The 18,234-nt window shown below is 53.2% G+C and carries 17 protein-coding genes and 2 riboswitches; of the genes, 10 read left to right on the forward strand and 7 right to left on the reverse strand.

What is annotated here, in order from left to right; all coding sequences use genetic code 11:
• Nucleotides 1-5: 5 nt before the first annotated feature.
• Both NF683_RS04495 and NF683_RS04500 read right to left on the reverse strand, forming a co-directional pair.
• Nucleotides 6-1,352 (reverse strand): Na+/H+ antiporter NhaC family protein, encoded by a 1,347-nt coding sequence (locus NF683_RS04495; RefSeq protein ID WP_253921375.1) that lies wholly within the window; start codon nucleotides 1,350-1,352, stop codon nucleotides 6-8.
• Between the two features lie 71 nt (nucleotides 1,353-1,423).
• The gene (locus NF683_RS04500) at nucleotides 1,424-2,827 is read right to left on the reverse strand and encodes an aminotransferase (RefSeq protein WP_253921882.1); all 1,404 of its coding nucleotides are present in this window, start codon (nucleotides 2,825-2,827) and stop codon (nucleotides 1,424-1,426) included.
• A 162-nt stretch (nucleotides 2,828-2,989) separates the two neighbouring features.
• Between NF683_RS04500 and NF683_RS04505 the strand changes: the two genes are divergently transcribed.
• Both NF683_RS04505 and NF683_RS04510 read left to right on the forward strand, forming a co-directional pair.
• Nucleotides 2,990-4,237, forward strand: a complete 1,248-nt coding sequence (locus NF683_RS04505) for a M20 family metallo-hydrolase (RefSeq protein WP_253921376.1) — start codon at nucleotides 2,990-2,992, stop codon at nucleotides 4,235-4,237.
• Nucleotides 4,234-5,739 carry an aldehyde dehydrogenase gene (locus NF683_RS04510; RefSeq protein WP_253921377.1) on the forward strand — a complete coding sequence of 502 codons (1,506 nt, stop codon included), beginning with the start codon at nucleotides 4,234-4,236 and terminating at the stop codon, nucleotides 5,737-5,739. The genes NF683_RS04505 and NF683_RS04510 overlap by 4 nt, the downstream gene beginning before the upstream one ends.
• Nucleotides 5,740-5,751: 12 nt before the next feature.
• Here the strand turns inward: NF683_RS04510 and NF683_RS04515 are convergent, their stop codons facing one another.
• Nucleotides 5,752-6,597 (reverse strand): helix-turn-helix transcriptional regulator, encoded by an 846-nt coding sequence (locus NF683_RS04515; protein ID WP_253921378.1) that lies wholly within the window; start codon nucleotides 6,595-6,597, stop codon nucleotides 5,752-5,754.
• A 298-nt stretch (nucleotides 6,598-6,895) separates the two neighbouring features.
• On the opposite strand from NF683_RS04515, the gene NF683_RS04520 reads away from it, so the two are divergent.
• Nucleotides 6,896-7,489, forward strand: a complete 594-nt coding sequence (locus tag NF683_RS04520; RefSeq protein ID WP_089040592.1) for a cell division protein ZipA C-terminal FtsZ-binding domain-containing protein — start codon at nucleotides 6,896-6,898, stop codon at nucleotides 7,487-7,489.
• 11 nt (nucleotides 7,490-7,500) lie between these two features.
• Here NF683_RS04520 and NF683_RS04525 read toward each other — a convergent pair whose 3' ends face one another.
• Together NF683_RS04525 and NF683_RS04530 are read right to left on the reverse strand one after the other, a co-directional pair.
• Nucleotides 7,501-9,090: an ABC-F family ATPase gene (locus NF683_RS04525; RefSeq protein WP_038478718.1), complete on the reverse strand. Its 1,590-nt coding sequence runs from the start codon at nucleotides 9,088-9,090 to the stop codon at nucleotides 7,501-7,503.
• An 83-nt stretch (nucleotides 9,091-9,173) separates the two neighbouring features.
• Nucleotides 9,174-10,040 carry a sirohydrochlorin chelatase gene (locus NF683_RS04530; RefSeq protein WP_253921379.1) on the reverse strand — a complete coding sequence of 289 codons (867 nt, stop codon included), beginning with the start codon at nucleotides 10,038-10,040 and terminating at the stop codon, nucleotides 9,174-9,176.
• 94 nt (nucleotides 10,041-10,134) lie between these two features.
• Between NF683_RS04530 and NF683_RS04535 the strand changes: the two genes are divergently transcribed.
• Nucleotides 10,135-10,719: a gamma-glutamylcyclotransferase gene (locus NF683_RS04535; RefSeq protein ID WP_038478724.1), complete on the forward strand. Its 585-nt coding sequence runs from the start codon at nucleotides 10,135-10,137 to the stop codon at nucleotides 10,717-10,719.
• Here the strand turns inward: NF683_RS04535 and NF683_RS04540 are convergent.
• Entirely contained in the window at nucleotides 10,710-11,237 is a 528-nt protein-coding gene (locus NF683_RS04540) for an HPP family protein (RefSeq protein WP_089040590.1), read from the reverse strand. The two genes, NF683_RS04535 and NF683_RS04540, sit on opposite strands and share 10 nt — an antisense overlap.
• A gap of 109 nt (nucleotides 11,238-11,346) precedes the next feature.
• Entirely contained in the window at nucleotides 11,347-11,640 is a 294-nt protein-coding gene (locus NF683_RS04545) for a hypothetical protein (protein ID WP_038478731.1), read from the reverse strand.
• Nucleotides 11,641-11,809: 169 nt separating this feature from the next.
• Nucleotides 11,810-11,900, forward strand: a riboswitch (glycine riboswitch).
• Between the two features lie 23 nt (nucleotides 11,901-11,923).
• Nucleotides 11,924-12,031: riboswitch (glycine riboswitch) on the forward strand.
• A 55-nt stretch (nucleotides 12,032-12,086) separates the two neighbouring features.
• Between NF683_RS04545 and NF683_RS04550 the strand changes: the two genes are divergently transcribed.
• The 6 genes from NF683_RS04550 (at nucleotide 12,087) to NF683_RS04575 (ending at nucleotide 18,218) form a co-directional block, all read left to right on the forward strand.
• Nucleotides 12,087-13,337: a D-amino acid dehydrogenase gene (locus tag NF683_RS04550; RefSeq protein WP_253921380.1), complete on the forward strand. Its 1,251-nt coding sequence runs from the start codon at nucleotides 12,087-12,089 to the stop codon at nucleotides 13,335-13,337.
• A gap of 67 nt (nucleotides 13,338-13,404) precedes the next feature.
• Nucleotides 13,405-14,331, forward strand: coding sequence for a LysR family transcriptional regulator (locus NF683_RS04555; RefSeq protein ID WP_253921381.1), 927 nt, complete (start codon nucleotides 13,405-13,407; stop codon nucleotides 14,329-14,331).
• Nucleotides 14,332-14,457: 126 nt separating this feature from the next.
• Nucleotides 14,458-15,504: a TRAP transporter substrate-binding protein DctP gene (gene dctP / locus NF683_RS04560; RefSeq protein ID WP_253921382.1), complete on the forward strand. Its 1,047-nt coding sequence runs from the start codon at nucleotides 14,458-14,460 to the stop codon at nucleotides 15,502-15,504.
• Between the two features lie 143 nt (nucleotides 15,505-15,647).
• The gene (locus tag NF683_RS04565) at nucleotides 15,648-16,139 is read left to right on the forward strand and encodes a TRAP transporter small permease (RefSeq protein WP_120386249.1); all 492 of its coding nucleotides are present in this window, start codon (nucleotides 15,648-15,650) and stop codon (nucleotides 16,137-16,139) included.
• Complete coding sequence (locus NF683_RS04570) at nucleotides 16,136-17,410, forward strand: TRAP transporter large permease (RefSeq protein WP_089040585.1); 1,275 nt, start codon at nucleotides 16,136-16,138, stop codon at nucleotides 17,408-17,410. The genes NF683_RS04565 and NF683_RS04570 overlap by 4 nt, the downstream gene beginning before the upstream one ends.
• Before the next feature lie 46 nt (nucleotides 17,411-17,456).
• Complete coding sequence (locus NF683_RS04575) at nucleotides 17,457-18,218, forward strand: M15 family metallopeptidase (protein ID WP_198361405.1); 762 nt, start codon at nucleotides 17,457-17,459, stop codon at nucleotides 18,216-18,218.
• Nucleotides 18,219-18,234 lie beyond the last annotated feature (16 nt).

An 18,234-nucleotide genomic window follows, 5' to 3' on the forward strand; every position in this document is an offset into this window, starting at 1 on the left:
CTGTTTCATAGGTGACCTACCAACATAAAAATGCCTGCAGCAATAGTGGCTGCAATTAGCACATAGGGGAGCTGAGTTAGCGCATGGGCCATTGGAGAGCAGCCAGCTCCCTGGGCAGAAAGCACCGTGGAGTCGCCATAGAAACATGCATGGCTTCCAAAAGCGCTGGCGGATATTAAAGCACCCACAACAAGCGGCATATGAGCATCCATACCACTGGCTAGCGGTAGTACGATGGGCATTGCAATAATAAATATTCCCCAAAAGGAACCGGTGGCAAAGGCTAGAAACGCCATGGTGATAAACACAACGGCAGGTAGCATACCGGCGGTCATTAAGGGCTGCACCGCGTCAATGACAAAACCTGTTAACCCAAGCAAGTCATTCACTTCTTTCAAAACGAAACCCGCTACCAAAGTTCCCAGAGGCATGATCATGGCTTTAAAGCCATCGAGCGCAGTATCGAACGTATCGTTAAAGCTTAAGAGCTTCTGAACTGCTATTAATACTAAGGTGACGACAAGCGCGACAATAACACCGCGTAAAATGTCAATTTCAAAGTACCAGGTAAAGAAGATAAGCGTCGCTATAGGGAGTAAGAAGTTAATTAAGTGGGGCTGTTTGGTGCTTTCATTGCCCACTTCAAGTGCATTCTCTTCAACCCCTTCTGGCTGCGGCTGCCCTCCCATCGCTCGAGCCTCGGCAGTACGCATCGGCCCCAGGTTGGGAATCCAGCCGAGTGCAACCAGTGGTACCAGCGCAGCTGCCACCCACGCGTAGAACATAAACGGTATTGCCTCGATATATAGGCCCATACCACTGCCAGCAACATTGTTGTCTTCAAGCAATCCCGCAAAGAAAACTGCCCAGGTTGAAAAAGGCACAAGAATACAGATCGGCGCTGCGGTAGAGTCGACGATATACGCCAGTTTCTCCCGTGACACATTAAAGCGATCAGTCACCTTTTTCATAGAGGCACTGATGGTTAATGCATTAAGATAATCATCGACAAAGATGATCAGCCCCAAGACCCAGGTTGCCAACAGGCTCTGGCGGCGGGAATGTATGCGCTTTGTAATCGCATTACCAAAGCTTAAAACGCCCCCCGTTTTAACTAGCAGCGCAATTAAGCTACCAAAAAGCCCACACACTAGAATAATCCAAGTGACTGTCTCATTGCCTAGCACATTCAGTAGGATATCCGAGCCCTGAGTGACAATATCGAGAGGCTTATACATCAATAGCCCCACGATAGCGCCAGCAAGAAGCGACTCAATAGTGCGCTTTGTCACAATCGCCATTACCAAGACAACCAGGGTAGGTATTAGGCTTAAAATTCCATAATCTTCCATTGGTCGCGTCTCTTTATCGTTGTACTAAGACTCGAAGCGGGCGCAATCGAACCCGCCTTGATACCTGTTCGCTACAGGTAACCATCCACTTTGAGAGAGAGCGTGGTTGCAGCAAAAGACTCATCTAAAATAGCCACCACATCGTCAACTATTTGGCGAGTCCAAATTAAGGGAGGCGAAATAATATTGAGATGCCCCACAGGCCGGATTATCAAACCACGTTTCTGCGCCTCGGCAGCCACGCGATCACCCACCCGCGCCTCAACAGGCAATGTCTTTTTAGTGACTTTATCAGCGACATTCTCAATCGCCATCATGAAATGACTGCCGCGGATGTCACCTACTGTCTCATGATCCGCTAGCGTTTTGAGTTTGCGCTCAAGGTAAGGGCCAATGTCGCGTACATTTTCACACAGCCCTTCACGCTCAATAATTTCAATATTTTTAAGCGCTGCCGCACAGCTAACCGGATGCCCTGAATAAGTGAAGCCAGTACTCAGTACTCCGCCTGGCCCCTGGGGAGTGCTTAGAACAGCATATAACTCATCAGATATCAGCGTGGCGCCGAGCGGGGCGTAGCCGGAAGAGAGGCCTTTCGCCACGTTAATAATATCGGGCTGGGTATCAAACACCGCCTCAGAGGCAAAAAAGTGGCCCAGGCGACCAAAACCAGTAACCACTTCGTCGGCAATATAGAGGATATGGTTGGCTCGGCATACCGCCTGCATACGTGCATGATACCCCTGAGGAGCCATCAGCACCCCGCCGGCGCCCATAATCGGCTCTGCGATAAACGCTGCAATATTGTCCGCCCCGATTCGCTTAATCGTGCGCTCAAGCTCATCCACTAGGTGATCACAGTAATCGGCTTCCGTCATGCCTTCTGGTTGACGATAGCAGTTAGCCTCACTGAGGTGAGTTACCAGGTGATCAAGGGTGTCGAATTCCCAGTTATTACTCTCAATGCCAGTAAGGCTGGCCGCCATATAGGTGGTGCCATGATAGGCATTGGTACGCGAAAGAATGTGCTTTTTCTTTGGCTTACCCAGGCGGTTGAAGTAGTAATGAACCAAGCGAATAGTGGCATCGTTAGCCGCGGATCCACCGCAACTATAGAACACATGATTCAAGTGTGAAGGCGCGAGCTCAGCTAACTTGGCTGCCAGCTCAGTAGCAGGTGCATTAGAGAGATTATTAAAGGTTGAGAAGTAGGCCATCCGGGTCGCTTGATCGGCCATCGCTTGCCCTATTTCAGCGCGCCCATGCCCGACATTGACACACCACAACCCAGCAATGCCATCGATAAAGCGGTTCCCGTGGACATCCTCGACATAGATGCCATCGCTATCAGTAATTAAGTCGCAACCTTTTTCGTTGAAGAGACTGAAGTCTGTAAAGGGATGGATAAAGTGATCTTTATCCTTCTGCCACAGATCTTGCGAGTCGTAAGCAGGCACTGCTCTATTATTGGTCATCATCTAGCCCTCATTTGTAGGAAGCCGTTGTTGAGGTGAGTCAACAGGCTAGCGGGATAGACAATGCCAAGAATATATCCCCATTGGGGTATATCGACTTACTGCCCAGCCACCTAAGGTGAAAACCTTTAGATCATCCTATAAACATAAGAAGAGGCTTCCATGCAGATTTCTATTGATGGTCAGCGGCTGTGGTCAAGTTTAATGGCAATGGCAGAGATCGGCGCCACGCCCAATGGCGGAAGCAACCGTTTAGCACTTACCCAGGAGGATGCTGCCGGTAGGCACCTATTGATTGAGTGGTGTGAAGAGATCGGCTGTCAGGTGCGCGTTGATGGGGTAGGTAATCTTTTTATCCGCCGTCCTGGTAGACGTAACGACCTTAAACCTGTGGCGACAGGCAGCCATCTAGATACCCAGCCCAAAGGCGGACGCTTCGATGGCGTTCTGGGTGTACTCGCAGGCTTAGAAGTATTTCGCACTCTACACGATCACAGCGTAGTGACTGAGCGCCCGCTTGAACTTATCGTTTGGACCAACGAAGAAGGCAGTCGCTTTGCACCGGCCATGGTTGCTTCTGGCACTTATGCAGGTGTTTTCGCAGTTGAGGAAACCTTAGCTCGACAGGATGCCAATGGCGTTACCTTTGGGCAAGCGCTTGAAGAGACAGGCTTTAAAGGCGACCTACCGATTGGAGAACCGCAGCTAGCCAGCTTTTTTGAGCTGCATATCGAGCAAGGCCCAGTGCTTGAAGAAGAGGAACTGGCAATTGGGGTTGTCACTGGCGTGCAGGGAATGCGCTGGTTTGATCTAACGATCCAAGGCAGTGCGGCCCATGCAGGTACCACCCCAATGTCTTACCGTCATGACGCACTAGCCGCCGCCGCGAGGTTAATTGACCGCCTGTACACTCATGCAGCTAACGATACCAGCGGCGATACAAAAGTAACCTTTGGCTGTCTTGAAATTGATACGCCTTCTCGCAATGTAATTCCTGCCAAAGTTAAATTGACCGTCGACCTCCGTCATGCTGTGGAAGAGAAACTCGACGTACTGGAAGAGCACTTTCATAGCGAGCTAGCGGACATTACCGAAACGTTTGGCATCGCCGTGGATTTTGAACGCATCTGGGCCTCTCCCGTGGTTAAGTTTGATGAACGATGTGTTGCCGCTCTTGAGAGCGCAGCCAAGCGTCAGGGCATTCCCTACCGCCGTATGATAAGCGGCGCTGGCCATGATGCTGTTTACGTTTCACGTGTGGCCCCCACTGCAATGCTATTCATTCCCTGTCGCGATGGTATTAGCCATAACGAACTTGAGTATTCCACACCAGAACACTGCGCCCTCGGCGCTCAAGCACTCTGTGAAGCCCTTATCGAAAACGCCAACAGTCTGGAGGTTAACGTATGAATATCCCAACCACGGCCCCAACCAACCAGGCCGAGTGGCAAGCGTTAGCGGAAAAGCTCAATTTCGAAACCCGTGCGTATATCAACGACCGCTTTGTGGATGCTCAACATGGTGACACGCTTACCACGATTAACCCTGCCACCGGCAGCGTGTTAGCCGAAGTAGCGAGTTGTGACGAGGCTGACGCTGCTCTCGCGGTTAAAGCCGCCCGAGAAGCGTTCCAACGGGGCGAGTGGGCACGGCGCTCACCGACACAGCGTAAAGTCATCCTCCTTAAGCTTGCTGACTTAATGCAGGATCATAAGCATGAACTGGCACTGCTTGATACGCTTGATATGGGCAAGCCCATTTCAAGCGCTTTAGGTGATATCGACGGCGCCATCAGCTGTTTGCGCTACACCGCGGAAAGTATCGACAAACTGTATGGTGAAGTTGCCCCCACGGGTGATAGCAATTTAGGGCTTATCGTTCGAGAACCTCTAGGTGTTGTCGCTGCAATAGTACCGTGGAACTTCCCGCTGATGATGACCGCTTGGAAAATCGCCCCTGCCTTAGCGGCAGGCAATAGCGTCATCCTTAAACCATCAGAAAAATCCCCCTTGTCAGCACTGCGCCTTGCTAATTTATCCCAGCAAGCGGGCCTACCCACGGGTGTTTTTCAGGTGCTGCCCGGCTATGGCCATACAGTAGGTAAAGCACTGGCGCTCTCAATGCAGGTCGACTGCCTCGCTTTTACCGGCTCAACACAGGTCGGTAAACAGCTGATGCAATACGCTGGGCAGTCAAACCTGAAGCGCGTCTATTTAGAGTGCGGAGGCAAAAGTCCCAACATCATCTTTGCGGACTGTCAGAATCTCGATAAAGCTGCCCAGTATGCTGCAACGGCTATCTTCCACAATCAGGGCGAGGTTTGCATTGCGGGATCTCGCTTGCTGGTAGAAAACAGCATCCGTGAAGACTTTGTTGCCCGCGTGGTAAAAGCCGCCGAGCAAATGCAGCCAGGAGATCCACTCGATCCGGAAAGCTTCATGGGTGCCATGGTAGACGAGACTCAATACCGCCGAGTGCTCGACTATATACGTCAAGGCCAGGAAGAGGGAGCTACGCTAAGGGCCGGTGGAGAACCGCTTAACGGCCCTGGACTATTTATCCCACCCACAATTTTCGACGACGTTACGCCTTCGATGGTGGTAGGTCGCGAAGAAATTTTCGGGCCGGTGCTAGCGGTATTTGGCTTCGATAACGAAGACGAAGCGCTTGCTCTCGCTAACGATAGTGACTTCGGCTTGGCGGCGGGGGTTTGGAGCCAGGATATTGACCGCGTGATGCGCGTTTCACGCAAACTCCAGTCTGGGCAAGTGTACGTAAACAACTGGGCGGGGCCGGACATGACAGTCCCGTTCGGTGGTGTTAAACAATCAGGCAACGGGCGGGATAAATCGCTTCATTCGCTGGATGAGTATAGCGAGATAAAAACCATCTGGATGACGCTACAGTCATAGTGAGCTGCCTAACTAGCCTCTCAACTGCCGGGAAATCAACGCCACATGTTCAAGAAACAGCTGAAATAGCTGCGACTGGCTGGAAATATCCAGACGCTGATAAATATGTTTGCGATGCACCTTTACGGTTCCATCGCTGATATCAAGCTCTCGAGCCGCTGACTTAGTGGAGTGTCCGGCTAATAGAAGACGCACTATCTCCTGCTCACGGGCCGTTAACAACGTCTGACCAAAGCTCGCGAAAGCGGCTTCCACAGGGGCGTGCTTTTCCAGTGTTTGCTGAAAAAGCATGCCCTGCCACTTCCAAAACTCCATCAACAGTGTCTCGATCAGCGGTGCCACATTTTTCAATACTTGCAGTGAACGTCGCTTGAGTGGAGCGTCTTTCTGAAATCCCAACGACACCACCATCAAGACATCTTCTCCAACACAGGCAAACAGCCCAACCTCATCGGCCAACCCTAACGATCGATAGTAATGCGCATAATAGTCGCTAGATTCAAAACGGTCTGGCGCAAGCTCCCGTAGCCGATAGACGCCACTGTTTAGCCCAGCATCAATAGCGGTAAAAAAAGGATCCAGCAAATAAGCGCCACTGAGATAGCGATCTATCGCCTGTTGACGGTTTTCAGATGGGTAGTCGTCATGAATCAGTAGCGGCCGACGACGCCCCTTGTAAGTACTAATCAGAATCGTATCAAAGCCTGCTATGGCTCGCAGCACCAGCTCAAGCCGCGCTGGGAAGTCTCGATTCCCCGCAGAACGTACCAAACTGGCAAGCTGCTTATGCCAAGCGGCACTGCCTGCATTAGTCAGGAAATCACAGTCGATATCATCTACTGGCGAACAGTATTTCATAATTAGCGCTTCATTTAGGCTTTATGCAAAACGATACTGCGTTGAGGGAACACGGTAAACTCTGGCGATGCATCTTAAAAATTGACACTCCACGCTGGGCGACACCATAGGCTCAGTGAGCATTCGCTGCTAGGCTATTGATTCTTTAGTTTTCATATACTGGTGAGTCATGCTCAGTTCGCTGTTCACTCTACTGGTATGCCTCATTGGCTTTGGGTGGCGCTTGCGTTAACACTGAATGCCGCTATTTTACGACTAAATAATAGGGCCTAAGCGCCGACAGATAGGACTCAATGAGATGGACACCACTTCACTTCCGTTCTTGCTCGCTATTGCTTCATTAGTGCTGGGGGTCGTGGCTGCGGCTATTTTCGTTTATGTGGTTATTCCCAAACAACGCCGCGCCAAAGCAAAGGCCGCCACGCCGCCGCCAGCACCCAAAGCAGAACCACAGCCCCCTTCGCCTGAACCAGAAGAACCGGTGCCCGCCAAGCGCACAGCGAAAGTAAAGCAGCACTCTCTGTTTGTGATTTTTTCTCACCCCGATGCGACGACAGACGAACGCCTGACCGAATGGCTACGGGGAAAAGAAGCCAGCTATGATGCGGTCAAAAAGGTTTTCTTTATCAAAGGCAAACAACCCTCGAACCCAATCACGATCGCCAACGCCTTTCCACCTGGAGAAATGCCCGACCTACTGCAAGGCGAGACCCACGAACCCATTCGTGGGATTAGCTTGCTGGTTAAGCCGCCGCTACATAAACGTCGCAATCAGCAGATGTACGTTTATGTAGAGCTCGCCAAAGAGCTAAACGAAACCTTTAGCGGCAACTTACTCGATGCCGAGCAGCAACCCGCCTCAGAGTCGACTTACACACACATTATTGGTTGATCGGTTAGCGATCAAACAACGCCTTGACTACGTAGGTAGTCGTCGTAGCTGCCGCTAAAGTCGACAAGGCCCTCGGGCTGCATATCGATAATGCGCGTGGCCAGCGAGGAAACAAACTCGCGGTCGTGGCTGACAAATATCAGCGTGCCTGGGTAGTTCTCCAGCGCTAAGTTCAGCGCCTCAATCGATTCCATATCCAGGTGGTTGGTCGGCTCATCCATTAGCAGCACGTTAGGGTTGGTGAGCGTTAGCTTGCCAAACAGCATGCGCCCCTGCTCGCCACCGGAAATGACCTTCACCGATTTACCAATATCGTCGCTGGAAAACAGCATCCGACCCAACGCGCCGCGCACCACCTGCTCACCGCCTTTGGTCCACTGGCTCATCCACTCGAAGAGCGTGGCATCAACAGGAAAGTCGTCGGTGTGGTCTTGGCCAAACATGCCAACTTCCGCTGCATCGGTCCACTTCACTTCACCGGCATCGGGGTGTAAATCACCCGCCAGGGTTTTAAGCAGGGTGGTTTTACCAATGCCGTTGGGGCCGATAATAGCAATGCGCTCACCCGCTTCTACGGTCATCGAGAAACGCTCGAAGAGCGGCTTCTCATCGTCGTAGCCTTTGGTAATGGCATCTACATTCACGGCATTGCGGTGAATCTTTTTATTCTGCTCAAAGCGGATAAACGGACTAACCCGGCTCGAAGGCTTGATATCTTCCAGCTTGATTTTGTCGATCTGGCGCGCCCGTGAAGTGGCCTGTTTGGCTTTGGAGGCGTTGGCCGAGAAGCGGCTAACAAACTGCTGAAGCTCGGCAATTTGGGCTTTTTTCTTAGCATTATCCGAGTGCTGACGCTCGCGGGCAGCAGTGGCCGCTGTCATGTAGTCGTCGTAGTTGCCGGGGAACAGGGTAATTTCCCCGTAATCCAGATCCGCCATGTGCGTGCACACACTGTTCAGGAAGTGGCGGTCGTGGGAGATGATAATCATGGTACTGCTGCGCGCTTTGAGAATATCTTCCAGCCAGCGGATAGTATTGATATCCAGGTGGTTAGTCGGCTCATCGAGCAGCAGCACATCCGGGTCGGAAAACAGTGCCTGGGCCAGCAGCACACGCAGTTTCCAACCGGGGGCAACTTCACTCATCGGGCCGGTGTGCTGTTCAATGGGAATACCTAGCCCCAACAGTAGCTCCCCGGCGCGAGACTCAGCGGTATAGCCGTCAAGCTCAGCAAAGCGTACTTCCAAGTCGGCCACCGCCATGCCATCCGCTTCACTCATTTCTGCCAGGGAGTAGATCCGCTCGCGCTCGGCGGCCACTTTCCACAGCTCAGCGTTCCCCATGATAACGGTATCGATGACCCGCTCGTTTTCGTAGGCGAACTGATCCTGGCGTAGCTTACCCAGCCGCGTGCTGCTATCCAGCATGACCTGCCCGGAAGAAGGCTCAAGCTCGCCACCCAAAATTTTCATAAAGGTGGACTTACCGCAACCATTGGCGCCAATCAAACCGTAGCGATTGCCGTTATTAAATTTGACGGAGACATTTTCAAACAGGGGCTTGGCCCCAAACTGCATGGTGATATTGGCGGTTGCGATCAAGATGTGAGCCCTGGTTAACAGTGTAATTGCGCATTCAAAGGCTCGCGATTCTACGCGCCTTTGGGCAGCGTTACACCTCCCACCTAGTGCGCATTGTCTAGCGTAGCCGGAAGTTCGAGTAGAAAACGTTCACCATCAAGTGCTTGGCGCAGCCGTGCGTGCAGTATCGCGACGATGTCAGGGTGTTCGCCAACCAGCGCGGTGGTTGTCACACTCAAACCTGGATGGCGCTGTTCCGCGGCGGCGCAAATCTCGGCGATATCGCCATCTTCCCCCGCATGACGCCCAGGCGAGAGAAACAGCATCGCTAGGATGACCGGGCCTGCTTGGAACTCCGGTGTATCCAATAAATGCTCCAACAGCGGCTCGTTAAAGCGATATTCGTCACCTTCACGACGCTCCATGGAGGCTGCCGCTACGCAGCTAACCTCATCTGCCAGTAGCACGCTTAACTGGCCGGCTAAGCGATTGCGCACGGCGGTCACTTCAGCAATCGGGCTACCGTGATCGACCAGCGCTACATGCGGCGTAGTCCCCGCTTGGCGCTTATCGCGCACGTTGTCGGCCAGCAGTTTGGCTAAGCGCAGGTCATTATTGCCCCGCTCATCTACCAGCGGCTGGGCCACACGAACGCTCACCTGAGGAAAACGCGTCTGCAGTGCTGCCATGCGCTCTGGCAAGTAGCCCGTCAGTGCTTTGCTTGGGCCAAAGAAAAACGGCAGCACAATGATCTCTGTCGCCCCATTCTCGGCACTGCGCTCAGCAGCCGGGCCCAGAGTCATCGCGGGGATGCCGTCAACCTCGTCGGGAGGGATTTTATTGGAGTGCAGTAAGGAAGCCGCCTGCACGGTTTCGCCTAGCTGCTGGCTGAGCGCAAACGCTACGCGGCGCAGATTATGGGTTGCCTGAGGCCGTAATGAGCCGTTATCGACGAGAAAAATAGCGCGCATGTCGGTCTCCGGAGATGGTCAAGTAAGTCATCACTAAAGGCATGATAAGATGAGCGCTTTAACCGATGTACCGTACTCATGATGCTTGATAGCGATGTTTGATACTACCGCCCTGAACCAGCAAAGAAACTTCTTCGACGGCCATACCGATATCTGGCTGTTTGGTTATGGCTCGCTGATCTGGAAGGCCGACTTTGCCTACTTGGAACGTCAGCCCGCCTACATTACCGGCTGGGCGCGACGTTTTTGGCAAGGCTCCCACGATCACCGTGGCACGCCGGACGCACCGGGGCGCGTCGCTACGCTGATTCGTGCCCAAGGGGAAGTATGTCACGGCATGGCGTACCGCATTACACCCGACGTGCTGGCACCGCTAGATGTACGTGAAAAGAACGGCTATCTGCGTGAAAAAGTGCCGCTCACTTTTCTAGCGCAGCGGGGCAATGTGCAGGCGGCAAAGGCAACAACGGAAGGGCTAATTTACTTAGCTACTGAAGATAACCCAGCCTTTCTGGGCGAGGCATCGTTGGATGATATTGCACACCAAATTGCCCATTCCCATGGCCCGAGCGGCTCGAATAAAGCTTACTTACTGAACTTAGCCCAGGCGTTACGCGAATTAGGCACAGACGATGCGCACGTTTTCGCCATTGAGGAGCAGCTACACCGCTACCAATAACGTGGGTAACGGCGATGGCGCGCTAAATTATTCACCAAAATGGCCACTACCAGCATGACCACGCACCCAGCGCCAATGGGGATCAGCGGATACCACCAGCCCAGTTTGTGGACACTCGCCCCACCTGCTACCGCAATCAGCGCAGCGGCAGCCCCCGGCGGATGCACGGTGTGTGTCAGTTGCATCACCAGTATGGAAAGCGACACCGCTAGTGCCATCGAGATAGGCGTTGCCCCCAGCAATTGGTAGCACCCCACCCCCACCAGCGCCGACAAAACACTGCCAAACAGTACATGGCTTGGCTGGGCGAACGGGCTTTCAGGCGCTGCATAAACCAACACCGACGTTGCCCCAAAGGAGCCCACGATTAATAACTGCTGCGAAAGCCAAGCGGCACTTAGCCAGCATATAACGGCCATGCCAGTAAAAGCGCCCAGCCATGACCAGCAGGCATCTTGCCAGCCGACGGGGCGGCGCGCCGTTGGCTCTCCTCGCATCTTGCCAAGATAAGCTTTCATTGCTCCCTCTCTGCACAAAAAGAGTGCAGATGATGGCAAAATGCACCAAATAAGCAAATGACAATTGATCACTTATCTAATGAAACTGACTCAAGGGCGCTCGCCCTCTCTACATCATCAGCCACGACAGGATAAACAGCGCCAGCACAATACGCACGATGGCTCCTAGTAAGGAGCCTCGTAGCAGCGCTCGAAAGCCGCGCCATAACAGCCACAAGCCAATTACCAACACCAGAATGCTAAAGAACGACGCATTGATACCCAGAGAGCGGGTTAGACCATCAATAAAGTCATCAAACGCGCCGAAAAAGTTGGTGAAGAAGCCCAATAAAAACTCCACCACCACGCGAATAGCATCGCCAATCGCTTCGCCTACACCATCAAAAAATCCGTTTGCCTGCATGCGTTATTTCCATCGCTAATAAGGTTTTCGATATTGTCAGTTAAAACCACGCTATTGCAAAGCATGCCCATTAAGCAGCGTGCTCCTCTCTTTTGCGTCTTTGCGTCCCCCCCTTAAGACGTTTACCCTATTTCACTTTTTCGACTGACGCGTTACAACGTTATTTATTAAAGCAATAGCGGGAGAGACTGGTGCTAGCCACCAGCGCCGAAGGAGCAACGACCCCGGAAACTCTCAGGCCACCGGACCGCTATCGTTATGGTATTTACTAACACAGTAACTACTAACATTTTCCGAAGAGCGGCTGATGACTGCGTCACTCAGCCCACCGAAGGAGCAAGCGCCTCCATAGATGCGTGAATCTCTCAGGTTCCATGACGGAAGGGGTACGCCTAGCCAATGTTGCTAGGGGTATCGCTTGACGCTCATACAATCTGGAGAGACTTATGCAACGCATTGCTATTATTGGCGGTGGGATCACTGGTATTACAAGTGCTTATGCTCTGGCAAAGCGCGGCTTTGATGTAACTGTTTTTGAGAAACACCGCTATGCGGCAATGGAAACGTCATTTGCCAACGGCGGGCAGCTCTCGGCCTCGAATGCTGAAGTGTGGAACCACTGGCCGACGGTGCTTAAAGGCCTGCGCTGGATGCTAAAAAACGACGCGCCGCTCCTGGTCAACCCTCGCCCTAGTTGGCACAAACTCAGCTGGTTTGCAGAGTTCATCGCCGCCATTCCCCGTTATGCCGACAACACCACAGAAACCACTCGGTTAGCGATTGCTGCCCGAGAGCACTTATTCCAGTGGGCGAAAGACGAGCAGATTGATTTTGATCTTAAACAGCAAGGCATTCTGCATATCTACCGCGACAAAGCTGGCTTTGATCACGCCTCGCGCGTGTCGCAGTTGTTAGCGAAAGGCGGCCTTGAACGCAGATCGGTCACGCCGGATGAAATGCGCGCCATCGAGCCAACCCTGGCAGGTAGTTACTATGGCGGTTTCTATACCGAAAGCGACGCCACTGGCGATATCCATAAATATACCAACGGCCTTGCTCAAGCAGCCGCCAAGCGTGGCGTGCAGCTTAACTATGGCCACCATATTGACGATATTGGTGCTGACGAGAATGGGGCTTGGGTAAGCGCCACGGTAGATAACAACAGCATGAGCCAACGTTTTGACAGCGTGGTAGTTTGTGCGGGAACCGGTAGCCGCGCCATTGCCGCCAAATTAGGCGATCGCGTTAATATCTATCCCGTAAAAGGTTACTCGATAACCGTACAGCTAGATGACGAGGCCTCTCAGCAAGCCGCGCCAACCGTCAGCCTGCTAGACGATGAAACCAAGTTGGTGACCAGTCGCTTGGGGCTCAACCGCTTCCGCGTGGCTGGCACCGCTGAATTTAACGGCGCGAATCGCGATATACGCAACGACCGCATTCAACCGCTGGTTCGCTGGGTAGAAGAGTGCTTCCCTGGCGTGAGCACCCAACGCGTCGTGCCCTGGGCGGGTCTGCGGCCGATGCTACCGAATATGCTACCCAAAGTTGGGCCTGGCCGTTTGCCCACTGTTTTCTATAACACCGGCCACGGCCATCTAGGCTGGACACTGTCAGCCATTACCGCCGAAATGCTGGCGGACACGGTGGAAGAGAAAAATATCCTCCGCGAGCCAGCCCCCCAACCGCTTAGCTAGTGCCAACCATGACAAGCCCGGGCAGGCTTCCGGTAAGATATAGAGCACCCCAACATAGGCGTGTTTTATGCTTAACCAGCGTGCATTAACCTACCTCAATGAAGTGATTCGGCGCGGTTCGCTCAGGCGTGCCGCCGCCCACCTGAATGTCGATGCCTCTGCCGTTAGCCGCCAACTAAAAGCACTAGAAGAAGAGCTGGATACCCAGCTATGCGAGCGGCACGGAAGAGGGATGCGTGCCACTGCAGCGGGCCAGCTACTGGTGCACCATTTTCATGCCCAGCGGGCTTCAGAAGAAGCGGTGCTCTCCCAACTAATGGCACTGCAAAGTCTCGCGAAAGGGGAAGTTCGCATTGCCGTGGGAGAAGGGTTTATTGCTGACCTGATCGCCGCACCGTTAGGCACTTTCATGTCAGCGTTTGACGGTATCAAAGTTGAAATCCGCATGGCGGGTGTCAATGAAGCGATGTCGTTACTCCACGATCGCGAGGTGGATATAGCGCTACTTTATGCACCGCCGGTAGACCCACAACTTTTCTGCCACGTGGAAACGCGCCAGCCGCTCGATGTCATTGTCCCCCCCAATCACCCACTTAGTGATCTTAACCGCCCGGTAACGCTGCATGACTTAAAGGAGTGGCCCCTGGCGTTAATGGACAATCCTTTTGGTATGCGGCAAATGGTTAATATGGTGGCTCACCAGGAGCGTATTCATCTTGAAGCACGCCTGCATACAAACTCTGTTGCGGTGTTAAAGAATTTCGTCCGCTCAGGCATCGGCGTTACGTTTATGCCCGAACTCACTGTAGCGGATGAGATTGAGCGCGGTGAGATCTTCACACTCCCCATGCAGTACCCGGTGATGAACGGTACGCGGGCACAAATTGTTAGCCTGAAAGGACAGGAACTCCCAGTCGCCTCAATCACTTGCATCAATCATTTGCACAAAGGCATGCGCTTTTTCTCCGCCGATGCACCACGACTGTTGCAATAAAAGCCACAGTTTAGGTATTGCATAGTCAACACCTCAATACATAGTCTTCTAGTAGGCACTCCTTATAAATCTAATAACGCGCCCATAGCGCCCCGTAGCTCACGACAATAAACCAGGAGACTGACTATGTACCCAGCAAAACTGCCCCACTACTTTGCGCCTAAACAGCTTATTTCCGCGTGCCTAGTAGGCTCTGCTTTGATGGCAGGGAACGCGCTTGCAGCGACTACGATTAATCTAAGTTACAACGGTGCCCCAGACCCGGAAAAGAATGCTGTCCACGTCTTTGCAGAGAATCTTAAAACGTTGGTAGACGAAAAAACTGACGGTGAGATCCAGCTTGAGCTCTATCCGAATAGCATGCTCGGCGAAGAAGAGGAGCGCATGGAACAAACCATGAATACGCCCATGCTCAATGTGGCGTCATTTGCGGGTGTTTCTCCTCTTGTGGATGAAATCTTCGTTAGCGCTATTCCGTTTCTGTTCGACGATTTTTCTGCAGCCCACACTTTCTTCGATGAGGGTGAGTATTGGCAGGAAGTCAGCAACGCACTGCAGGAGCGTGCCGGTATCGATATGCTAGCCGTTGTGGAAGAAGGCGGCTTTTTGGCATTCACCAATAACGAAAGGCCGATCAGCCATCCTGACGACTTCGAAGGACTCCGCTTCCGCGCCATGGACCCTAGCCAAGTCGCTCTTTATGAGGCCTTCGGCGCCTCCGGCACTCCCATCCCCTGGACAGAGACCTATATGGCACTGCGCACCGGGGTGGCTAACGGGCAAATGAACCCGCCGATGTATATCATCTTAGGCAGCCTTTACGAAGTGCAGGACTACCTGACCCTCGCCAATATCCAGTACTCCGACCAGTTCCTGGTAGGCAACAGCGACATGATCGCAGGTTGGGATGATGAGCTTCGCAGCGCCTTTATGGAGGCCGTCTCCGAAGCTAATCACAATGCCCGTGAGCACAATGAGGAGCAGGTAGAGGCGCGTATCGCCTATCTGGAAGAGCAAGGCATGGAAGTCATTCGTCCCTCTGAAGAAGAGCTAGCCGCTTTCCGCGAAATCGGCCAGCCTGCCTACCTTGAGTGGCTCGGTGAGCGTGATATCGAGCAGCGCTGGATCAATATGGCATTGGAAGATGCAGGCATGAGCGAACTGCTCGACTAACGGCTGTTAACAACAGGGGGCTGGCACCTTACCGGCCCCCTATTTCCAGTACTTAATATCCTAGTACTTAATACTCCAGTACTTAAGACCCTAGCACTTAATATTCAAGTGCTTAACGTTCCTGTGCTTCATGGAAGGCTGCCATGTTTAATACGCTTCGATCCCGTCTTTTAGCGATCAGCCGCCCTGTTACCTTAACTCTGGCGGGCGCACTGTTATCGCTCAATGTTGCGGCCATTCTGTTTGGGGTGTTTGCACGCTACATCGCTGGTGGCGCGCCTATCTGGACAGATGAGCTTTCACGTTTTTTGATCATCGCCACCGTGATGCTCGCGGCTGGCGCTGTCTGGTCTGAAGGAGGACATATGCGCGTTGGCCTGTTAGAGAAACGGCTGCCCGCCCCCTTTGCTCGCTTGCTAAACGTGTACCAATGGCTACTCACCCTGCTAATTGCAGCAGGCGGGGCATGGGTTAGCTATCGCTATGCGCTATCGGTCAGCATGTTTACCACTTCTGGGCTCGGCATTAGCCGCACGGTGCCACTGCTCTCGCTACCTATTGGCTTTCTGCTACTGGCTTGGCATGTGCTTCTCTATGGCCCTGCGCCACTCAAGACCATCGAGGACGACCTATGATTGTCACTATGCTGGTTGTTTTCCTGGGCCACGTCTTGCTTGGGCTGCCTCTGTTTATCGCCCTGCTTACCACCGCAATAGTCGGTTTTTTGTTTGTCGACCCCTCAATGATTCCACGCATGCTGCCCCAGCAATTCTTTGGTGGTATCAATGTATTCTCCTTGATGGCGATTCCGTTATTTATCTTCGCTGGCAACCTGATGAACGTCAGCGGCTTAACTGAACGCTTGATGGGGCTCGCCCGCCTGATGGTAGGGCATTTGCGGGGCGGAATGGGTCACGTCAATGTGGTGTCGAGCGTATTTTTCGCGGGTGTTAATGGCTCAGCAGTGGCGGACACCTCGGCACTTGGGTCGCTGTTAGTGCCTGCTATGGAGAAAGAGGGCTACTCACGAGCCTTTGCCGCTGGGTTGACCGCCGGCAGTTCGTTAATCGGCCCGATTATTCCACCCAGTATCTTTATGATTCTCTACGCCTCACTGACCAACACCTCGGTCGGCGATCTATTTCTGGCAGGCGTTGTGCCGGGGTTGCTACTGGGCGTTGCCTTTATGGGCATGAACGCTTGGTATGCTTGGCGCCATCAGTTACCCAAAAGTGGCCAGCTGCCCTCACTCAGCCAACTTGGCGTAGCCTTCGTAGCCGCTCTGCCGGCACTTATTGCCCCTTTTATTATTGTTGCTGGCATCGTGCTGGGCTTCGTGACGCCAACAGAGTCAGGCGCATTGACAGCGCTGTATGTCGCGTTGTGCGGGGTCGTGTTGGGAGGATTGCGTTTTAAAGAGTGCTGGAAAGCTATCGTCGATACGGCACGCTTAACCTCGGCGATTTTTCTGATTATGGCCGCCTCAGCGACAATTAGCTGGTTACTCTCCTATGCGCAAGTGCCCGCGCAATTTGTCTCGCTGCTATCGCCCTACGTAGACAATAGCGTGGTTATTTTATTGCTGCTCAGCGCGATCACCTTCGTCACGGGAATGTTTATGGAGGAAGTGTCAGCGTTGATGCTACTGACGCCTATCTTTGCGCCAGTGGCGATGATGGCGGGTATCGACCCCATTCATCTGGGTGTCATCATCACGCTTAACATTACCATTGCGTTAATCACCCCGCCGCTAGGTGCCTGCGTGTTTGTCGCCGCCGCGGTCAGTCGACTTGAGATAGTGTCGCTGTTCAGAACCATTTGGCCCTTTGTACTGACAGCGATTGCGGTGCTTATTCTACTCATCCTGTTTCCATCACTGACGCTGTGGCTGCCTGCTCAGTTTTAAGAGCCTGTTTTAAGAACCTGTTTTGATAACACTCTGCTTGGACAACATGATGTCTTTGAACACACTATTGAAGGCCTTGCCGCCTCTACCCAGCCACCTAGCGCCAAACTGGGAACAGCTGCGCCGAACATCTATTGAAGATAACGGTGAGCGCTTGGTGCCAATGAGCCTCGCCCCGGCACCGATTAGCGTATTCCCCGCCTATGCTCGGCTGGGCATTCCCGGCGCGGTACCGGAGTGTTTCGTTCGGGAAAGCGTTTATCGGGCGCTACTCGCCGCAGCGCGCAGCTTGCCCGAAGGGATCGGTCTAATCGTGCTCGACGGCTGGCGTCCATGGCGGGTACAGCAGTACTTATTTGATACCCTGCACGAAGCTATCCAACATCATCAGCCCGACCTCAGTGAAGCGGAGCTACTGGAGCGCACACGGGAATTTGTCTCGGTCCCCAGCCGCGACCCATTAGCACCCAGCCCACATCTCACCGGCGGCGCCGTCGATGTCACGCTATGTGATGCCGATGGCCTGCCGCTGGATATGGGGACACTGTTTGATGAAGCGATCCCCGCCTCTCATAGCGACTATTTCGAGCACCTGGAAACGCTAACGCCGCAGCAAGTTAACGCCCGAGATCATCGCCGCCTGCTGTATCACACCATGCAACAGCAAGGCTTCACTAACCTGCCTAGCGAGTGGTGGCACTTCGATTACGGCGATCAATTATGGGCCTACTACGGGTCACATCAGCAGGCGCATTACGGCCCGGCAGAGTTGGACACCATTGAGAATCGCTGGCGCCGACAGCTGTAGTTGACTAGGCACGATG

Origin of the sequence: Halomonas sp. MS1 (assembly GCF_024182575.1) — a bacterium.
In the GTDB taxonomy this organism is placed as follows: Bacteria; Pseudomonadota; Gammaproteobacteria; order Pseudomonadales; family Halomonadaceae; genus Vreelandella.

Coding starts and splice junctions, on each gene's coding strand:
- NF683_RS04555 (WP_253921381.1), top strand. CDS start 13,405: ATGCTTAACCAGCGTGCATTAACCTACCTCAATGAAGTGATTCGGCGC.
- NF683_RS04535 (WP_038478724.1), top strand. CDS start 10,135: ATGTTTGATACTACCGCCCTGAACCAGCAAAGAAACTTCTTCGACGGC.
- NF683_RS04570 (WP_089040585.1), top strand. CDS start 16,136: ATGATTGTCACTATGCTGGTTGTTTTCCTGGGCCACGTCTTGCTTGGG.
- NF683_RS04515 (WP_253921378.1), bottom strand. CDS start 6,597: ATGAAATACTGTTCGCCAGTAGATGATATCGACTGTGATTTCCTGACT.
- NF683_RS04575 (WP_198361405.1), top strand. CDS start 17,457: ATGATGTCTTTGAACACACTATTGAAGGCCTTGCCGCCTCTACCCAGC.
- NF683_RS04540 (WP_089040590.1), bottom strand. CDS start 11,237: ATGAAAGCTTATCTTGGCAAGATGCGAGGAGAGCCAACGGCGCGCCGC.
- NF683_RS04545 (WP_038478731.1), bottom strand. CDS start 11,640: ATGCAGGCAAACGGATTTTTTGATGGTGTAGGCGAAGCGATTGGCGAT.
- NF683_RS04550 (WP_253921380.1), top strand. CDS start 12,087: ATGCAACGCATTGCTATTATTGGCGGTGGGATCACTGGTATTACAAGT.
- NF683_RS04530 (WP_253921379.1), bottom strand. CDS start 10,040: ATGCGCGCTATTTTTCTCGTCGATAACGGCTCATTACGGCCTCAGGCA.
- NF683_RS04565 (WP_120386249.1), top strand. CDS start 15,648: ATGTTTAATACGCTTCGATCCCGTCTTTTAGCGATCAGCCGCCCTGTT.
- NF683_RS04510 (WP_253921377.1), top strand. CDS start 4,234: ATGAATATCCCAACCACGGCCCCAACCAACCAGGCCGAGTGGCAAGCG.
- NF683_RS04500 (WP_253921882.1), bottom strand. CDS start 2,827: ATGACCAATAATAGAGCAGTGCCTGCTTACGACTCGCAAGATCTGTGG.
- dctP (WP_253921382.1), top strand. CDS start 14,458: ATGTACCCAGCAAAACTGCCCCACTACTTTGCGCCTAAACAGCTTATT.
- NF683_RS04505 (WP_253921376.1), top strand. CDS start 2,990: ATGCAGATTTCTATTGATGGTCAGCGGCTGTGGTCAAGTTTAATGGCA.
- NF683_RS04495 (WP_253921375.1), bottom strand. CDS start 1,352: ATGGAAGATTATGGAATTTTAAGCCTAATACCTACCCTGGTTGTCTTG.
- NF683_RS04520 (WP_089040592.1), top strand. CDS start 6,896: ATGGACACCACTTCACTTCCGTTCTTGCTCGCTATTGCTTCATTAGTG.